The sequence below is a fragment of the Anaerotignum sp. MSJ-24 genome (genome assembly GCF_018918145.1).
In the GTDB taxonomy this organism is placed as follows: domain Bacteria; phylum Bacillota; class Clostridia; order Lachnospirales; family Anaerotignaceae; genus Metalachnospira.
On sequence record NZ_JAHLPX010000009.1, the window covers coordinates 80241 to 95359 of the forward strand.

Annotated in this window: 24 protein-coding genes, 1 tRNA gene and 1 pseudogene; 18 read left to right on the plus strand and 8 right to left on the minus strand. The window is 39.4% G+C overall.

Translation table 11 applies throughout. The annotated features are described in order from the left end of the window. Positions 1-28: 28 nt before the first annotated feature. Both KQI66_RS09735 and KQI66_RS09740 read right to left on the minus strand, forming a co-directional pair. A complete protein-coding gene (locus KQI66_RS09735) occupies positions 29-409 on the minus strand; it encodes a MerR family transcriptional regulator (RefSeq protein WP_216429070.1) in 381 nt (126 codons plus the stop codon). 71 nt (positions 410-480) lie between these two features. Continuing rightward, complete coding sequence (locus KQI66_RS09740) at positions 481-636, minus strand: hypothetical protein (RefSeq protein WP_216429072.1); 156 nt, start codon at positions 634-636, stop codon at positions 481-483. 214 nt (positions 637-850) lie between these two features. Here KQI66_RS09740 and KQI66_RS09745 point away from each other — a divergent pair, with 214 nt between their 5' ends. The 4 genes from KQI66_RS09745 (at position 851) to sigF (ending at position 3441) form a co-directional block, all read left to right on the plus strand. Next, the gene (locus KQI66_RS09745) at positions 851-1228 is read left to right on the plus strand and encodes a hypothetical protein (RefSeq protein WP_216429074.1); all 378 of its coding nucleotides are present in this window, start codon (positions 851-853) and stop codon (positions 1226-1228) included. Positions 1229-1880: 652 nt separating this feature from the next. Then, entirely contained in the window at positions 1881-2225 is a 345-nt protein-coding gene (locus tag KQI66_RS09750; protein ID WP_216429075.1) for an STAS domain-containing protein, read from the plus strand. Then, positions 2222-2683 (plus strand): anti-sigma F factor, encoded by a 462-nt coding sequence (spoIIAB, locus tag KQI66_RS09755; protein WP_305832569.1) that lies wholly within the window; start codon positions 2222-2224, stop codon positions 2681-2683. The genes KQI66_RS09750 and spoIIAB overlap by 4 nt, the downstream gene beginning before the upstream one ends. After that, the gene (sigF, locus tag KQI66_RS09760) at positions 2680-3441 is read left to right on the plus strand and encodes an RNA polymerase sporulation sigma factor SigF (protein ID WP_330655114.1); all 762 of its coding nucleotides are present in this window, start codon (positions 2680-2682) and stop codon (positions 3439-3441) included. Before spoIIAB ends, sigF begins: the two co-directional genes overlap by 4 nt. A gap of 354 nt (positions 3442-3795) precedes the next feature. Here sigF and KQI66_RS11580 read toward each other — a convergent pair whose 3' ends face one another. Continuing rightward, positions 3796-5187 carry an aldehyde dehydrogenase gene (locus KQI66_RS11580; RefSeq protein ID WP_253287742.1) on the minus strand — a complete coding sequence of 464 codons (1392 nt, stop codon included), beginning with the start codon at positions 5185-5187 and terminating at the stop codon, positions 3796-3798. A 15-nt stretch (positions 5188-5202) separates the two neighbouring features. Beyond that, positions 5203-6378 (minus strand): annotated as a pseudogene (locus tag KQI66_RS11585) (iron-containing alcohol dehydrogenase); the annotation flags it as partial. A gap of 167 nt (positions 6379-6545) precedes the next feature. Here KQI66_RS11585 and KQI66_RS09770 point away from each other — a divergent pair. Continuing rightward, positions 6546-6633: transfer RNA gene (locus tag KQI66_RS09770), tRNA-Ser, on the plus strand. Between the two features lie 61 nt (positions 6634-6694). Here KQI66_RS09770 and KQI66_RS09775 read toward each other — a convergent pair. The 4 genes from KQI66_RS09775 to KQI66_RS09790 all read right to left on the minus strand — a co-directional run bounded on the left by KQI66_RS09775 (position 6695) and on the right by KQI66_RS09790 (position 9981). Next, a complete protein-coding gene (locus KQI66_RS09775; RefSeq protein WP_216429079.1) occupies positions 6695-7222 on the minus strand; it encodes a peptidylprolyl isomerase in 528 nt (175 codons plus the stop codon). Between the two features lie 50 nt (positions 7223-7272). Next, on the minus strand, positions 7273-8049 hold the full coding sequence (locus KQI66_RS09780; protein WP_216429081.1) for a DUF975 family protein: 777 nt from the start codon (positions 8047-8049) through the stop codon (positions 7273-7275). 241 nt (positions 8050-8290) lie between these two features. Beyond that, complete coding sequence (locus tag KQI66_RS09785; protein ID WP_216429082.1) at positions 8291-9295, minus strand: tyrosine-type recombinase/integrase; 1005 nt, start codon at positions 9293-9295, stop codon at positions 8291-8293. Between the two features lie 308 nt (positions 9296-9603). After that, on the minus strand, positions 9604-9981 hold the full coding sequence (locus tag KQI66_RS09790) for a helix-turn-helix domain-containing protein (protein WP_216429084.1): 378 nt from the start codon (positions 9979-9981) through the stop codon (positions 9604-9606). Positions 9982-10113: 132 nt separating this feature from the next. Between KQI66_RS09790 and KQI66_RS09795 the strand changes: the two genes are divergently transcribed. The 13 genes from KQI66_RS09795 to KQI66_RS09855 all read left to right on the plus strand — a co-directional run bounded on the left by KQI66_RS09795 (position 10114) and on the right by KQI66_RS09855 (position 15072). After that, complete coding sequence (locus tag KQI66_RS09795; protein ID WP_216429086.1) at positions 10114-10254, plus strand: hypothetical protein; 141 nt, start codon at positions 10114-10116, stop codon at positions 10252-10254. Positions 10255-10269: 15 nt separating this feature from the next. After that, positions 10270-10458 carry a hypothetical protein gene (locus KQI66_RS09800; protein ID WP_216429088.1) on the plus strand — a complete coding sequence of 63 codons (189 nt, stop codon included), beginning with the start codon at positions 10270-10272 and terminating at the stop codon, positions 10456-10458. A 22-nt stretch (positions 10459-10480) separates the two neighbouring features. Next, positions 10481-10729, plus strand: coding sequence for a hypothetical protein (locus KQI66_RS09805; RefSeq protein ID WP_216429091.1), 249 nt, complete (start codon positions 10481-10483; stop codon positions 10727-10729). Between the two features lie 3 nt (positions 10730-10732). Then, the gene (locus tag KQI66_RS09810) at positions 10733-11131 is read left to right on the plus strand and encodes a hypothetical protein (RefSeq protein WP_216429093.1); all 399 of its coding nucleotides are present in this window, start codon (positions 10733-10735) and stop codon (positions 11129-11131) included. Further along, entirely contained in the window at positions 11132-11305 is a 174-nt protein-coding gene (locus KQI66_RS09815; protein WP_216429095.1) for a hypothetical protein, read from the plus strand. Then, complete coding sequence (locus tag KQI66_RS09820; RefSeq protein ID WP_216429097.1) at positions 11302-11463, plus strand: hypothetical protein; 162 nt, start codon at positions 11302-11304, stop codon at positions 11461-11463. Before KQI66_RS09815 ends, KQI66_RS09820 begins: the two co-directional genes overlap by 4 nt. A gap of 38 nt (positions 11464-11501) precedes the next feature. Further along, a complete protein-coding gene (locus tag KQI66_RS09825) occupies positions 11502-11834 on the plus strand; it encodes a hypothetical protein (RefSeq protein ID WP_216429099.1) in 333 nt (110 codons plus the stop codon). Between the two features lie 199 nt (positions 11835-12033). Continuing rightward, positions 12034-12555: a hypothetical protein gene (locus KQI66_RS09830; RefSeq protein WP_216429101.1), complete on the plus strand. Its 522-nt coding sequence runs from the start codon at positions 12034-12036 to the stop codon at positions 12553-12555. 78 nt (positions 12556-12633) lie between these two features. Beyond that, complete coding sequence (locus tag KQI66_RS09835; RefSeq protein ID WP_216429103.1) at positions 12634-12921, plus strand: hypothetical protein; 288 nt, start codon at positions 12634-12636, stop codon at positions 12919-12921. An 11-nt stretch (positions 12922-12932) separates the two neighbouring features. Beyond that, the gene (locus KQI66_RS09840) at positions 12933-13178 is read left to right on the plus strand and encodes a hypothetical protein (protein ID WP_216429105.1); all 246 of its coding nucleotides are present in this window, start codon (positions 12933-12935) and stop codon (positions 13176-13178) included. A 158-nt stretch (positions 13179-13336) separates the two neighbouring features. Next, positions 13337-14071 (plus strand): rolling circle replication-associated protein, encoded by a 735-nt coding sequence (locus KQI66_RS09845; RefSeq protein WP_216429107.1) that lies wholly within the window; start codon positions 13337-13339, stop codon positions 14069-14071. Between the two features lie 262 nt (positions 14072-14333). Further along, entirely contained in the window at positions 14334-14696 is a 363-nt protein-coding gene (locus KQI66_RS09850; protein ID WP_216429109.1) for a hypothetical protein, read from the plus strand. Then, on the plus strand, positions 14680-15072 hold the full coding sequence (locus tag KQI66_RS09855; RefSeq protein ID WP_216429110.1) for an HNH endonuclease: 393 nt from the start codon (positions 14680-14682) through the stop codon (positions 15070-15072). Before KQI66_RS09850 ends, KQI66_RS09855 begins: the two co-directional genes overlap by 17 nt. Positions 15073-15119: the final 47 nt, after the last annotated feature.

Consider the following 15119-nt stretch of genomic DNA (forward strand, 5'->3'; position numbering starts at 1 on the left):
GTTAAAGCTGCCTTGATAAATATAAGCCTTATTTTTCGGTCAGTCTGTTTTCCGCTGACAAAATTATTGTATCGTAATTGTCTATCTTGTAGTTAAGCCGTTCTAAGGTTGCAGTCATAAAATTGATTTTTTCTTCGAGAATACCACGCTGTTCAATAAGTATTTCCTTTCGGGCTTCTATTGTCGAATTTCCCTGTCTGAATAACGTAACATATTCAATAAGCACCTCAATCGGCAGACCGGCGGATCTCATACATTTTATAAAATCAACCCATTTGCAATCTTCGTCTGTGTAGTCCCTTATTCCGTTTTTGTTTCTGTTTACCGGCGGAATAAGTCCGATACGTTCGTAATAACGCAGTGTGTCGGCACTTATATTATATTGCTTGCTTACTTCAGCTATTGTCATTATAATCACTTCCAAATATATATTTTATATAAGAATAGCACTTGGAGTAAGGTTTAAGTCAATACTTTTAATCACAATTTATGTTCAACATCCATAACAGGCATAATAAGGTCGAGAAGAATAGCCGAAAATTTTCTTGTATGTTTGTTAAGAAGATGTAAAGCCTCTTTTCCGTTTCTCCCTTTTACCCTAAGTGTTGATAAAAAGAACTTCGTCGATTTCACCAAAGGCTGATGGAAAGCTCACTAATGATACAGACATTTCCAGATGAACAGAAACTGGGAACCGAAAAGAGCCGAAGGTAACTTCGGCCTCTTTTCATACCTTGAAAGTAGCACAAAAATATTGTATGATATAGAAAAGTTGGAACAATTTGCTGGCTTTTCCGTCTATACAAATAATGAAGCAGATAGACAAATTGAAATTTAAGGAGGGATTGCTATGAAAAGGGTATTGGTATTATTGGGGGTATTAATTTGCATGTTGTCATTCGTCGCTTGTGATAAAGCAACTGGCAGTGAAGCACCTGTAACAAGTGGAATAATTACTCGTACAGAGGAAGATAAAATTTATGATTTGACCGAAGAAGAAGTAAAAATAATCGCAGACATTATTGAAAATGGCACCTGGAACACAGAAGGGACTGCCGAATGTGCCAATGATTGCAAACTTATAATTGATGAAAGGACATATTATTATCATTCGGAATGTGGAACATTCAATGATAAAGAGAACAATCAGAACTTACCTGTAACAGCCGAAGAGAAAGAAAGTATAAATGCAATATTAGCTCAATATATAACACTTGGTTTAGAGTAATTCAGACGATTATTTTTCAGGCTGTTTTGTTTAGAAACAGAACGAAAAATTCCAGTTTATTGAACTAAATACTGACCGATAGGAGCAAGGTTGAAATATACCTTGCTCCTTTTCATGTGCTTAGAGTTCCGTCAAATCGACGAAGGTTTTGGCGGATAGGCTTATATCAACACAAAAGGTAAAAGGGATTTCCGTTTTCGGCTTCTACGGTTTCAAATTCATCTTTCAGTAATTTGCACAAAACATCACGATTGATGGAGTTATCATCTACTATGAGCACAGTTTTTTTATTAATTTTTTCTTTTGAATTTACGCTCATTTAATCAATCCTTCATAACAAAAAGTTTTAATACGGGTTGTATTAGAAATTGGTATAACTGTCACTATGTACAGTCATAAAGTGCAACGTTTATGTAAGCCCGTTATTTTTGATGCCTTAAGACAGGCAAAGTTAATTATAAAAACCGCAGTCTATATCCTAATATATGCAAATTATAGCATAACTTGAGCGAAATTATAACGAATATAAGATACAAACCCATAATAATATTATTAATTTTTGTAAATATATGTACAAATTTGCTTATGATATGAGGTATTTATATTTCCAAAATTGTATTATAGTTAATTTTACGGAAAGGAGATAAAAATAATGGATATATTTTTCAGAAAGCATCCCGGTGTTCTTATTGTATCGGTATCGGGAGATATAGATCACCATACGGCAGAAACAATAAAGAGAATGACCGAAAGAGAGTTGTATGTTACCGGTTCAAAAAATCTTATTTTTGATATGAGTGAAGTCAGCTTTATGGACAGCTCCGGCATAGGAATGCTGATAGGCAGATATAAAACGGTTATGGCACTTGGCGGAAGAACAGCGGTTGCTGCTCCGTCAAAAGAGGCAGACAGGCTTATGGAAATGTCTGGAATATATAGAATTATAAAGCCGTATCCTACGGTTGATTCGGCACTTATGAATATTGGAAGGGAATGATTGATTTGAAAAACAGTATGACATTGAGCTTTTCGGCAGCGGCACAGAATGAGGCTTTTGCAAGAATGGCAGTTGCGGCGTTTATAATGCCGCTTGATCCGACAATATCTGAAATTACGGACATAAAAACTGCGGTTTCAGAGGCTGTGACCAATGCGATTATACATGGATATGGAAACAACAGTGAGAAGAATGTTGTTCTTTTGTGTTCATACGAAAACAGAAGTGTATACATAGAGATTACCGATTACGGCATAGGTATAGAGGACATAAAGCAGGCAAGGACTCCGTTGTATACATCTGCTCCGGAGCTTGAGCGTTCCGGGCTCGGTTTTACCGTAATGGAAACATTTATGGACAGCGTGGACGTTCTTTCCGAAAAGGGAAAGGGAACAACTGTGAGAATGGCAAAAAAATTAATGGATTCAGACAACAAAAATGACATGGATTGCAGGTGAAGGATTTGGAGGAAAAAGCCTTTAACGACAGCAAATCAACAGATTCAAGAACAATGGAGTTGATAGCACTTGCACAAAATGGCGACAGCAGTGCAAAGGAAAAGCTGCTTCTTGAAAACAGTGGACTTATATGGAGCGTTGTGCGGAAATTTCTCGGAAGAGGATATGAAAGCGAAGATCTGTACCAGATAGGTGCAATAGGACTGATGAAGTGCATAGATAAATTTGACATGAGCTATAATGTGCGTTTTTCGACATATGCCGTTCCTATGGTTATGGGCGAGATACGCCGTTTTATGCGTGATGACGGCATGATAAAGGTAAGCCGTCCGCTTAAGGAGATTGCGGCAAGAGCAAGAATAACAAGAGAAATGATGACGACAAAAAACGGAGATGAGCCGTCTGTCGGTGAGCTTGCGGAAGAAATGGGAATATCGGGCGAAGAGCTTGTGGAGGCTCTGGACGCATCAAGAGATGTGGAAAGCATATATAAAACTGTATATAAAAGCGACGGTTCACCGGTATATTTAATTGATAAAATATCCGACGGAGCAGCATCTGATGATATGACCGACAGCATAACATTGAGAGAGATAATAGGTAAGCTTGATGACAGAGAGAAGAAAATAATATATCTTAGGTATTTTAAGGATAAAACACAGGCGGAAACGGCAAAGGAGATAGGCATATCGCAGGTTCAGGTATCCAGAATGGAGAAGAAAATAATAAACTCAATGAGAGAAAATTTCGGTGCATAGAATGCCTAAGTCGAAATCAGGATTTCGACTTGTTTAAACAGAGGCATGAATAGCTCATTCCATCGGCTAAAGCCTTGAAACTATTGACCATGCAAGATAGCATGGTGGCGAAGCCACTTTCGCTCGCGAAAGTCATGACTAAGCTATTCTCCTCGACGGGAGTGAATTCCGTCTATTGACCGCACAAGACAGTGCGGCGGCAAAGCCGCTTTTGCTTTTACAAAGCAAAAGTCATGACTGGATGGATTCCATTCGGAAAACCACTGACTGTGCAAGATGGCACAGTTGCGAAGCAACTTTCGTTTACGAAAGTCATGACTATTGTTTTCCGAACTTTTCCGCTGCTATTATTAATTATCTTAGGAACATTCTTAAAAGAAGTGTGTTTAAGTTTGTATATGGCTGATAACGCATGGGAAGGTCAAGCCATGTTGATTTGTTTACAATACTCTTTTCGTGGCTGAAGGTTTCAAAGCTCTTTTTGCCATGATATGCACCCATACCGCTTTCTCCGACGCCGCCGAAGCCCATTTCAGATGTGGCGAGATGTATGATTGTGTCGTTTATACAGCCGCCGCCGAACTGTACGTGCTTGAGAATATGCTTCTGCACAGCCTTGTTTTCGGTGAAAAGATAAAGTGCAAGCGGATGAGGTCTTGAATTTACAAAGCTTTCTGCCTCTGCAATGTCATTGAACGTAAGCACAGGAAGAATAGGTCCGAATATTTCTTCACCCATAACCGCATCTTCGGGAGTAACATTGTCCATTACCGTCGGAGCAATCTTTAATGTGCTTACGTCGGTTTCTCCGCCGAATACAACCTTGTTCTGGTCGATAAGTCCGCATATACGGTCAAAATGCTTGCGGTTGATTATTTTTCCATAGGCCTTGTTCTCGAGAGGTTCTTTTCCGTACATTTTTACTATCTGCTCTTCGACAAGCTTTATGAATTTGTCCTTAACACATTCTTCAATGAGAAGATAGTCCGGAGCTACGCAGGTCTGGCCGCAGTTGAGATATTTTCCGAACACAAGTCTTTTTGCGGCAAGCTTAAGGTTGGCTGTTTTGTCAACGATACAGGGGCTTTTGCCGCCCATTTCGAGAGAAACGGGAGTAAGATTTTTTGCCGCCTTTTCCATAACGGTTCTGCCGACGGTTGTTCCGCCGGTAAAGAATATGTAATCGAATTTCTGGTCAAGAAGGGCAGTGTTTTCGGCTCTTCCTCCTTCAACAACGGCAATATAAGCCTCATCAAATGTTTCGGAAATTATCTTTCGTATAACAGCTGAGGTCTTTGGTGAATATGCCGAAGGCTTGAGTATACAGCAATTTCCTGCAGCTATCGCACCGACAAGCGGTTCAAGACAAAGCATAAGCGGATAGTTCCAGGGTGACATTATGAGCACAACACCGTAAGGTGACTGTGTTTTAAAGCTTTTTGAATGGAACTGTGCAAGCGGAGTCATTACGGTCTTGTCAGCCGCCCATGACGCCATGTGCTTTCTCACATATGAAATTTCCGAGAGTGTCATGCCTGTTTCGCACATATAGCTTTCTGTTGAGGATTTTCCTAAATCTTCATAAAGAGCCTCATTTATTTCTGCCTCGTAATAGAGTATTGCCTCTTTGAGGTCGTCAAGGGCTTTCTGTCTGAAAGCAATGTCAAGAGTTTTACCGCTTTCAAAGAACCTTCTCTGCTTTTTGACAAGCTCGGTTATATCGGTTGTTTTTGCCTTAGGCGGCATTATTTTGTAGTACATCTTTTCAAGACGGTTTACGTCCATAAGTCTGGGAACGGGATAAAGCGGATTGCCTTCTTTTGACGCATGAACAGCCATTTTGTGAATATCCTTTTCCTGTATGCCTTCGATGTATTCGGGAATATCCATGGAGCGGTTTGTTTCCTTTATCCATTTTATGAACATTTCCGCCGCTGTCTTTTCATCGGAATCCTTTGGTGCAATGCCGCTTATTTTTGCAAGCTTGGAAAGAGGTTTGTATACCGTACTGCCGTATTCATCAAGAAAATGAGGAAGAATTACCGCATTTGCAAGACCGTGTGCAATTCCGTACTGACCGCCGAGCGAATGTGCAACGGCATGAACGTAGCCAACATATGACTGTGTGAAGGCAACTCCGGCACAGAAAGCTGCTTTGAGCATTGCGGTCCTTGCGGCTTTGTCCGAACCGTCATCATATGCTTTCTTTATGTTGTGGACAATGAGAACGGTTGCGTTTTCTGCCATTTTTCTTGTATAAGGTGTTGTTGAATTTCCGATATAAGCCTCAACTGCATGGGTGAGTGCGTCCATGCCTGTTGTTGCGGTTATGCTCTTAGGCAGTCCTGTTGTTATGCGGTAATCAAGTACGGCATAATCCGGTATAAGAACGAAATCGTTTATGGGATATTTGTATTGCTTGCGGCTGTCGGTTATAACGGCGGCAAGAGTTGTTTCCGAGCCTGTTCCGGCTGTTGTCGGAACAGCAATGAGTAACGGAAGAGCTTTAAGTATTTTAAGAAGGCCCTTCATATTTGAAACGGACTTATCGGGACGGGCGATTCTTGCACCGACTGCCTTTGCACAGTCCATGGATGAGCCGCCGCCGAAAGCGATTATCGCTTTGCATTTTTCGCTTTTGTAAAGCTTTCTTGCCTCTTCGACATTGTCGATTGTCGGGTTGGGAACGGTTCCGTCGTATACACAGCATTTAATTCCGTGCTGGGGAAGCTTTTCCTCCAGCTTGGCGGTAAGACCGGCATTGCGGATACCTTTGTCTGTTACAAGAAGAACGCTTTTGATTTTTTTAGCCTCAAGAAGAGGCCCTATTTTTGAAACATTTGTCAATATTTTAGGCTCTCTGTATGGCATTAAAGGAATAGCTGCCTTGAATGCTGCTTGATATGTACGGCAATAAGCCTTTTCAATTATATTCATAATTTTCTCCTATATATAAAGTTAACATTGTTTACCAAAAATGACGAATAAATTAATTATAACGCAAGGAGAACTGGTGTCAAGTAAGATATAGGCTTTTAAACGGACAAAAATGAAATAATTTAGTTGAAATCTGTTTGCGGGTGTGTTATAATTATCAAGCTTGTGGAGATGTACTCAAGTGGTTGAAGAGTCCGCACTCGAAATGCGGTAGGCCGTGTGAGCGGTGCGAGAGTTCGAATCTCTCCATCTCCGTACAAAAAGGGACAAAGCCGATATGGTTTTGTCCCTGATTTTTTGCTTATTTTTTGTTTTATCAGCACTTAACAACTTCGGGATATTCAACGCCGAAGGTTTCGACTGTAACGTGCTTCATTCTCTGGTCTTCAACCGGTCTGTCTGCACGGCCTGTCTTGCAGTTGGCAATTGCGTTTACTACGTCCATGCCTTCGATAACCTTTCCGAAAGCGGCATATTCGCCGTCAAGATGAGGTGATGTTTCGTGCATGATGAAGAACTGTGAGCCTGCTGAGTCGTTCATCATTGAACGAGCCATTGAAATAACGCCTGCCTCATGCTTGAGTGTGTTCTGAGGGAAACCGTTGCGGATAAATTCGCCTTTGATTCTGTATCCGGGGCCGCCTGTGCCTATTCCATTGGGATCTCCGCCCTGAATCATAAAGCCTTTGATTACTCTGTGGAATATAATTCCGTCATAGAATCCTTTGCTTACAAGAGAGATAAAGTTGTTTACTGTATTAGGCGCATATTCAGGATAAAGTTCAACCTTGATAATGCCGCCGTTTTCCATTTCGATTGTTACTACGGGATTTTTGTTTTCCATTTTAACAAATCCTTTCTTTGATAATATATTTATTTTAAGCCCGTATGGACTCAATTATTATGGCTCCATGTATGGTTTTCCATTTCACGTTTTCGGCGTTCATCCGTAAAATCGGAATTACCGTCGTTACAGTCGTTTTCTTTATTGACACCTTCGGTTTGCTGTTTTTTCTCATTCCATGCCTTGCGGAAAGCCTGTTCCTCCATATATTCCTGCTTAATGTCAAGATAGAAAAGAGTACGTGACATAAAAATATACGGAATAGCATATAATCCGGCAAGACCGCCTGTTACTGCCGTAAGTATTGTCCAGCCTAAGAATGTAAGGTCAAGAATGAAAAGCTTTCCTTTTTTTCCGTTCATCATTTCCTTACTTTGTTTGATAGCATCAGATATTGAAATATCAGGATTTTCCGCAATTATGTATTCTGCCATGCTGTATCTGTAATAAGCTATGAAACCGGGAACAATGAGAAGCAATCCCCATAAACAAATAAAAAAGTTTTTGACAAGGCTGAGAAGAAAGAGCTTTCCGGTATGTTCAAACTGATCGAAGAAATCGGTTATCTCACTGTTTCTTCCGCAGGCAATGTTCAGACAGAACGATATTATTCCCACAACAAAAACCGATTGAAGAACCCATAAGACTATACTTGAAATAACGGGAAATATATCACGATAATGTCTGAAAAGTATACCAAGGTTCTTTTCCGAAAAACTGAGCAAAGCACTTGTGTATATGAATATAATCGCAATCGGAACATAATTTCTTGCATTTCCTTTAAGCATAAATTTTGCTTTTTTCTTTAGTTCGACTCTGTTTATCAAATTAATCACCTCACAGTATGATAATTTTAGCATAAGCAAGCGTGAATGTAAAACAAATTATAGCCGATTAGGCAAAGAGAAAAATTAAATTTTTGTTAAAGCATAGCGTTTTTAGATTATTTTAAAAAGCCTTAAATCCCATAAAATCAAGGTTTAAGGCTCATTAAATACGAATAAGAATGATATAAAATTAATGATAAAGTAACAATAAAGTAACAAGATTATTAAACAAAAAGTTTAGTTAAATAGCGTTGACAGCTGACACGAGTTCGCTAATTGTTTTATGTGTATATACTCTTTCTGTAATGTCTTGCGAGGTGTGACCCATTATCATTTTTATAGATGTTGGATTGACGCCTGCGCTATTTGCTAGACTTGCGAATGTATGTCTTCCGTCGTGGGGCAGATGATCCATATTTAAGCGCTGCATTAATTCTGTGAAATGTTTTTTATAAACTTGATAAGACATAGATATAAAAAATTTATTATTGGCATTATAGCGCTTAAGGACAAGGGGCATTATTTTATTTGATATTGGAATAACTCTATCTTTGCCGGCCTTTGTTTTGACACCGCCTACAATATACTTTTCCGATAGATGTATATTTTCGGTCCTTATGCCTAGTAGCTCAGAAGGGCGCATACCAGTATATATCATTATAAGGACCGTATCCGCCAGATCTTCCGTAAAAATAACGGAAAATAACGTCTTTATTTCTTCTGATGTAAATGGCTTGTGTATATCTGACTGCGGCTTGGCGCCGACCTTTACGAATTTTGAATAATTCTTATCAAGTATATCAAGTTCAATTGCTAGATCATACAATTGATTTAAAAGCGTTTTAACGTGATCTTTGGTCTGCCATGAGCGATCTATATTATCAATCAAATTTTGAAGGTGAAAGGCCTTTAACTCTTTGATAGGCTTATTCCAAACAGGCTTAAGGTGTTTATAGGCGGCATTATATATATTATGGCCGCTGCCGGATAGCACATCAAAACGACGCTGTTTGAATATATCCCACAGATCGGCGATAGTCACTTCTGCAGCCGTCAGATCATAGGGATTTTTATTGTACTCAAGCAGGGCGGTCAAAGCCTCCTGACGTGTCGCATAATAGCCGATAAAATTATAAATAGCCTTGCCGTCTTCCGTGCGGCCAGACTGGATCCGGGCAGCATAGGGCCGGCGCCGGCTGCCGCTTAACTTATAAACGCTGCCCATTCCTTTTGGCAATCGTTGCATTAAAAAAGCCTCCTTTTTCTCTAAAAAAATGTATAGAAAAATAAGGCGGCGTCTGATATAATGTAAGTGCATACAATTTCCGGTGTCATTTTTGACGCCACCTTTTAAGCCTTCCTGTTGGCGCAGGAGGGCTTATTTTTAGTAACTTCCAGTCTGTTACCATATCCCTGAAAGGGGGGTGCAGAATATGGAAGAATTAAAAAATATCATTATTTCAAAAATCAAAATGATAAAAGATATAAATATTCTTTGGATCATTTACGATTTTATCAAACGATTTTGAGAGAGGCGGCCGCAAAGGCCGCTCTTTATTTTTTCATGTAGTCGCTGACGTTTAACAAGATCTTTTTTATAACTTCCATTTCTTCCGGTGACAATTTCAGAAGTTCTAAAATAAACGCCTTTGTCAATTCATCATCAGTTTTTATTAAATCTGCTATGTGTTCGGCCAGTTCATTGTCTAAGCCCTTCTTAGGGCGAAACATAGGGCCGTCACCGGTGCGCAGCCATTCTTCGTTGACATTAAAAACACGGCATATATCAGAAATAGTTCGGTCTGTCAATTCCCTATGATTATTCTCATAACCGGCTATTGTAGTTTGTTTTAAACCTAATTGTTCGCCGAAGTTTGTCTGATTTAAGTTTAAAGCATTTCTTAACTCTTTAATTCTTTTTCCTTCCTTCATATTTTTTTCCTCCTTGAAAATAGAATAGCATATTAAATAACGCTTTGCAATATTTTTTGAAATAAAATATTGACTTCTATAATTCTTTGAGTTAATATTATAGCACAAAGAAGTAAAAAGCGAGGTGAAATTATGGAAGACGAAAAGAAAGAAAAAATCGCAGAAGTAGCAAGGATTTTTGACGAGAAGGAAACAAGCGAAAAAGAGTTTATGCTGGGCGTCATTATGGGAATGAGCCTGCAGAAAAAAATCGACGAGATTAAGAGCGCATAAGGGAGGAGGGGAAAAATGATCTATACAATCGAAAAAAGACATGAGTTCTGTTGCGGAATAATATCAACACACTGGGAAGTTATAAGCTACACGCACATTACACCAATAGGAGTATATGCCGGCGAAAAAACCTTGAAGAGCGGAACAAGAAAGCAGTGTGAAAAGTTTTGCAGTCTCAAGGGAATTATACCGCAAATAAGATAAGGAAAGTAAAAGGAGGGGCGACATGAAAATAACACCGGAAATTGTAGGCAGAGAATTGGGCGTAACGGCGGCCACAGTGCGTCGCCTTATGGACGCCGGTAAATTAAATATCGGAATAGTAGAGATACACAAAGAAAGAAATACATACATCATACTGCCCAAAATGCTGTATGAGGCAACAGGGATCAAAATTGATTATGAACCGCCGGCAGAAATTGACTATCAGCAGATAGCTGCAGCCGTTGCGGAGATTATAGGCAAAGGGGCTTAAAAAATGAAATCCTGGAAACGAGTGACAATATATATCCCGGCAGGGAAAGAAAATGCAATAACAAGATCCAGGCTGTCAGAGCTTACTGGGCTAAGCGATCGTATAAACAGATCGGCCATAGAGGCAGCCAGAAAAGCGGGCGTCAAGATCATAAGCCAGGCCAACGGCAAGGGCTACTATATCGCAGAAAATGACGATGACTGGCTGCTATTTCTGGAAGAGCATAGAAAACGCGCCATAAGCGAATTAAATATTTACAACGAAGGGATCCGTTTTCTTTCGCAGGAATATGTCGTATCTCAGATAGTCCCAGTAAGGGCGCATTTACGGCGCATAAAAGGTGATATGCCGCTGTGTGAAGGTCAGATCAGTTTGGATATAGAAGAGACGGAGGGCGAATAAATGGACGAAAAAATATCAGTTTTGCAATTTAAAACTAACGGAGAATGGGGCGTTTTAGAAATCCGAAATACTTTAGGAGTGCTGCAGGAGGCTGTAGGCGGATATATCGATTGGTTTCCCTCTAAGCGTGAGGCTTATGCCAAAATTAAAGAGGTAAAGGGGGCTTCCAGATGATAATTTTTCTTGAAAATGTGGTAAAAAATATGCTGCGCTTACTGTCGGCAGTCGTTTTTATTGAAGCTGTAATAATATTAAACGCTGGCGACGTTAAAGGCGCTATTGCGTTGATGATAACTGCAGTCGTCGGAGATATAGTTTCAAAAATACAGTAAAGGGGTAGAAAGCTATATAGAAAAGGACGGTGTTAAAAATGAATGACAGTAATTTGACAGATGAAGAAATAAAAGAACCTGTAAACATCTTTGAGGACTGTCCGGAGCTTTTCAGAGCGGCAGCGACTATATTTATTAAAAAAATAAATGCTATATGCAATAAGTATTCGGTACATGACGAGTGTTACACAAACTGCCCATTATACGGCCATAACTGCGGGCTAACAAGACATGGTACATACGAAGAGATCAAAGAGATATTAAGGATCCTTGACGAGTTCGAGGAAGAACCGCAGCCAGTGTGCAAATGCGGATATGCTTTTAATGATGATTATAAATTTTGCCCCCATTGTGGGGCGGAAAAACCTTGATTAATGCAATGCTACTTTACGCCGGCGCTGAAAAGGGAAGCGGCGCCGGCTGGGAGGGGATCAGCAACGAAAAAGAACAGTAAAGGCATACGGCACCAAATATGCAGCTGTTGCGGCCGTGAATGGAATATAAGCATAAAAGCGAAAGTAGGGCGACATGGATATATTTGTCCAAAATGTCGCGGAAAGAAGGTACATAATGAAAGTTAAAGATATAGCGGCTATTTGCCGCAGAGAAAATCAGATCATTATATATGACAATACGAACGGATCAAGTGTGCAGCAGTATATCGGCACAGGAGCCGCCGTTTATAAACTGGAAAATTTACCGTATTTAAACGAAGACAACATCATTACTCTTTTTGACATAAGCGAGAAAAAAAGAGAGGACATATATATTAATCTTGTACAGGCACCGGGTGTGCTTAATCTTGAAGACTTCGCGCCAGGTGAAGTCATAGCAGAGAAATTAAATATAGTCATTACATACGCCGGAACGGCTTTTAATGCCATTAAAACGGCTGATGGGGTGTATTTTATCAATTCGGCATACTTACGCCCATTTAAAAATATTGAGCAAACGGAAATCTATTTCAGACAAGGTAAGATCTCATACTTTGCGGTCAAAGTAGGACTTTTATTGCAAGCTGTAATAATGCCTTTAGTTATACCGGCTGAAATGTGTAATTTAATGTCCTATATACTTAAAGAAAAAATATGAAGTATATAAAATCATCAATGACGGCCGCAGCCGATATGGACATAGAAGGACAAATGACTTTAGGAAAAAAGTAATTTTATGAAAAAATACATAACAGCAGAACAGGCAATCAATATTATTCCGGAAAAAGAATATATACATACATTCTATAGTATTGGAGTTTTAATCGGAGCTGATTGGGAACGTATAGAAATTATCAAAAAAATAAAGTCAAGCGATATATTAGAACTTACCGGAGAAACAGCACGGAAAATAGGACATGGCCTAGCTATTTATAACAAAAATACAAAATATTTATCACAAGTGTTATTTGTTGAAACGAACGAAGAAAAGCTCAAGAAATTAGAAAGGACAATAATATTTTAGAGGTGGGCAGTATGTACAATATGACGCGCAAAGAGGCGGAGCGCTTAGGCCTTAGATCTGGGCGCAAATTTGAACATTATTATATAAATCCAAACGGCAAGCTGGAACACAGAAGGACTGGCCGTGTTGAAAATCTGCATAAATTCTTTTTTGTGGCAAAAGTAAAAGGGAAAAATGGGACAGATCATACAGAATGTTTCCTTTACTATTTGCTCAGAAACCAGGATAGAAACGAAAGACTTTATATTAAAGAATAAGGCACCTTAAAGGGTGCCTTAACCCTTATATAAGTAAAAAACATGTTTCTACATTATAATAGTGAATTTTGAACCAAACAAAAACAAGGGGCGGCGGTCCCTATAAACTCGATATAGCAATTAACTTAACGACCATACAAAAGAGAAGGTGTTTAAATATGCCTAAGTATAGAAAAAAGATATGGGCTGGGGACATATACGAAGTAGAGGAATTTTATAGCCCTAGGACTATAGGAAAAAAATACGAAAGATTGTTAAGGGGAAATCTGACTACTGAGGAGCAGCAAAAAAGAAATTTAGAGATAGCAAGAAAAAAGTTAACAAGAACTATAAATGCGAATTTTGGAGCAGCGGACTATTTTTTAACATTGACGTATGACGGAGCGATCGAGGCGGCCGACGCAAAAAAGAAGATCGCAAATTTTTTTAGGAGGCTTAAAAGGTGGAGACTGAAAAACGGGCAGGGTGACTTGAAATACATATCCGTGTTAGAGACAAAAGGCAGATGTCACCACCATGTTATTTTAAACGGACTTATGGGGCTAAGCTTAAAAGAGGCCTGGGAAATCCTCTTCGATCTATGGGGAGAAGGATATATATTTTTAAAACGATTGAAAAAATCCCAGGAAGACACACGCCTAGCCAGTTATATCACAAAAGAAAATATTAAGAAAAACGCTAAGAGGTGGAGCCAGAGCCGAAATCTGCAAAAGCCCAAAGTAAAAATTGAGGAAGTAGCCGAACATAAAACCCATAGGCCGCTGACGGTACCTAAAAACTATATACGGCTGCTATATACAGAAAATTATTTTTCTGAAATAGGCTGGGTCAGATATTTAAAAGCAATCAGAGAAGGCGGGGAAGACTACGGGGAATACATACAGAGAGAATAAGAGAGGGGAAAAGAGAAAATATCAAGCTGTAGTTATCTGCAAGGCAGGGCCGTTTGTCCGTTTTATTTAATGGACACTACGCAACCGCCGAACATACACTGTGAAGGCCTGGAAGAGGGAAACAAAATCATTATGCAATTTAGAAAAAGCAATCAGAAAAAGAGCTATTTTGACGACTACTGCACGGGCTATTATTGGCAGTGTCCTGTATATCAAATTGTTAATCAAAAATATACACCATTAGCGGAGGTGGAATGGAATAATGCTGACACATAAGAAATTAAAAGAGGCAGCCGGCACGCAGGCATTTATCCTGGCGTTACAAAAAGAAATTAAGAACCAGGAGGAACACTGCACGAATAAACGAAAGGCGGCAAAAATCATAACTGGCTACAAACAGGAAATAACCAGGCTACAAAACCAAAGAAACGAAGTGCTGCAGGAAGTAACACAGCTAAGCAATATAAGAATTAAAACAGCGATCATCATGCACTATTTCAACGGCCTGGCCTGGCGTGACATAGCTCAGAGAATAGGAATGGGCGATAGTGAAGAGTCGATCAGAAAAGCCGTAAAAAGGTTTTTTGATGAACAGGAGGCAAAGGGTAATGAAAAAAGCCTGTAGTATATGCGGACGTATACACAAGGTAGGGGAACGCTGTCCGCAAAAGCCGGCGAAAAAATATAAAAAGTATTCAGAATTAACAGATTTTGAAAAGAAGTATAAATCTTTTTTGTCCTCTTCTGAATGGCAAAAGAAGCGCGAAGAGATAAAAGAACGTGATCTATATCTTTGTCCGATATGTACGCACGGCATACGGTATGATAGAAAAAGAAAATATGATCCGCAAGATTTACAAGTTCACCATATTGAAAGTGTGCGCACGGCGTGGACAAAGCGACTGGAAAATAATAACCTTATTACGTTATGCGAGAAGCACCACAGAGAGGCAGAGGAAGGGAAGATCTCAAAAGAGACATTGCGGACATATATAAAATAAATATCCCCCCCTACTTAAACGCCTAAAAACGGGCGTTTAACTCCACA

Bases quoted from the DNA above. Each gene is read 5' to 3' on its own strand.
- KQI66_RS09745 (WP_216429074.1), top strand. From the start codon at position 851: ATGAAAAGGGTATTGGTATTATTGGGGGTATTAATTTGCATGTTGTCA.
- KQI66_RS09820 (WP_216429097.1), top strand. From the start codon at position 11,302: ATGATAATTTTTCTTGAAAATGTGGTAAAAAATATGCTGCGCTTACTG.
- KQI66_RS09790 (WP_216429084.1), bottom strand. From the start codon at position 9,981: ATGAAGGAAGGAAAAAGAATTAAAGAGTTAAGAAATGCTTTAAACTTA.
- spoIIAB (WP_305832569.1), top strand. From the start codon at position 2,222: ATGATTGATTTGAAAAACAGTATGACATTGAGCTTTTCGGCAGCGGCA.
- KQI66_RS09800 (WP_216429088.1), top strand. From the start codon at position 10,270: ATGATCTATACAATCGAAAAAAGACATGAGTTCTGTTGCGGAATAATA.
- KQI66_RS09845 (WP_216429107.1), top strand. From the start codon at position 13,337: ATGCCTAAGTATAGAAAAAAGATATGGGCTGGGGACATATACGAAGTA.
- KQI66_RS09825 (WP_216429099.1), top strand. From the start codon at position 11,502: ATGAATGACAGTAATTTGACAGATGAAGAAATAAAAGAACCTGTAAAC.
- KQI66_RS09775 (WP_216429079.1), bottom strand. From the start codon at position 7,222: ATGGAAAACAAAAATCCCGTAGTAACAATCGAAATGGAAAACGGCGGC.
- KQI66_RS09850 (WP_216429109.1), top strand. From the start codon at position 14,334: ATGCTGACACATAAGAAATTAAAAGAGGCAGCCGGCACGCAGGCATTT.
- KQI66_RS09840 (WP_216429105.1), top strand. From the start codon at position 12,933: ATGTACAATATGACGCGCAAAGAGGCGGAGCGCTTAGGCCTTAGATCT.
- KQI66_RS09735 (WP_216429070.1), bottom strand. From the start codon at position 409: ATGACAATAGCTGAAGTAAGCAAGCAATATAATATAAGTGCCGACACA.
- KQI66_RS09855 (WP_216429110.1), top strand. From the start codon at position 14,680: ATGAAAAAAGCCTGTAGTATATGCGGACGTATACACAAGGTAGGGGAA.
- KQI66_RS09750 (WP_216429075.1), top strand. From the start codon at position 1,881: ATGGATATATTTTTCAGAAAGCATCCCGGTGTTCTTATTGTATCGGTA.
- KQI66_RS09835 (WP_216429103.1), top strand. From the start codon at position 12,634: ATGAAAAAATACATAACAGCAGAACAGGCAATCAATATTATTCCGGAA.
- KQI66_RS09810 (WP_216429093.1), top strand. From the start codon at position 10,733: ATGAAATCCTGGAAACGAGTGACAATATATATCCCGGCAGGGAAAGAA.
- KQI66_RS09830 (WP_216429101.1), top strand. From the start codon at position 12,034: ATGAAAGTTAAAGATATAGCGGCTATTTGCCGCAGAGAAAATCAGATC.
- KQI66_RS11580 (WP_253287742.1), bottom strand. From the start codon at position 5,187: ATGCCGCCTAAGGCAAAAACAACCGATATAACCGAGCTTGTCAAAAAG.
- KQI66_RS09795 (WP_216429086.1), top strand. From the start codon at position 10,114: ATGGAAGACGAAAAGAAAGAAAAAATCGCAGAAGTAGCAAGGATTTTT.
- KQI66_RS09815 (WP_216429095.1), top strand. From the start codon at position 11,132: ATGGACGAAAAAATATCAGTTTTGCAATTTAAAACTAACGGAGAATGG.
- KQI66_RS09785 (WP_216429082.1), bottom strand. From the start codon at position 9,295: ATGCAACGATTGCCAAAAGGAATGGGCAGCGTTTATAAGTTAAGCGGC.
- KQI66_RS09805 (WP_216429091.1), top strand. From the start codon at position 10,481: ATGAAAATAACACCGGAAATTGTAGGCAGAGAATTGGGCGTAACGGCG.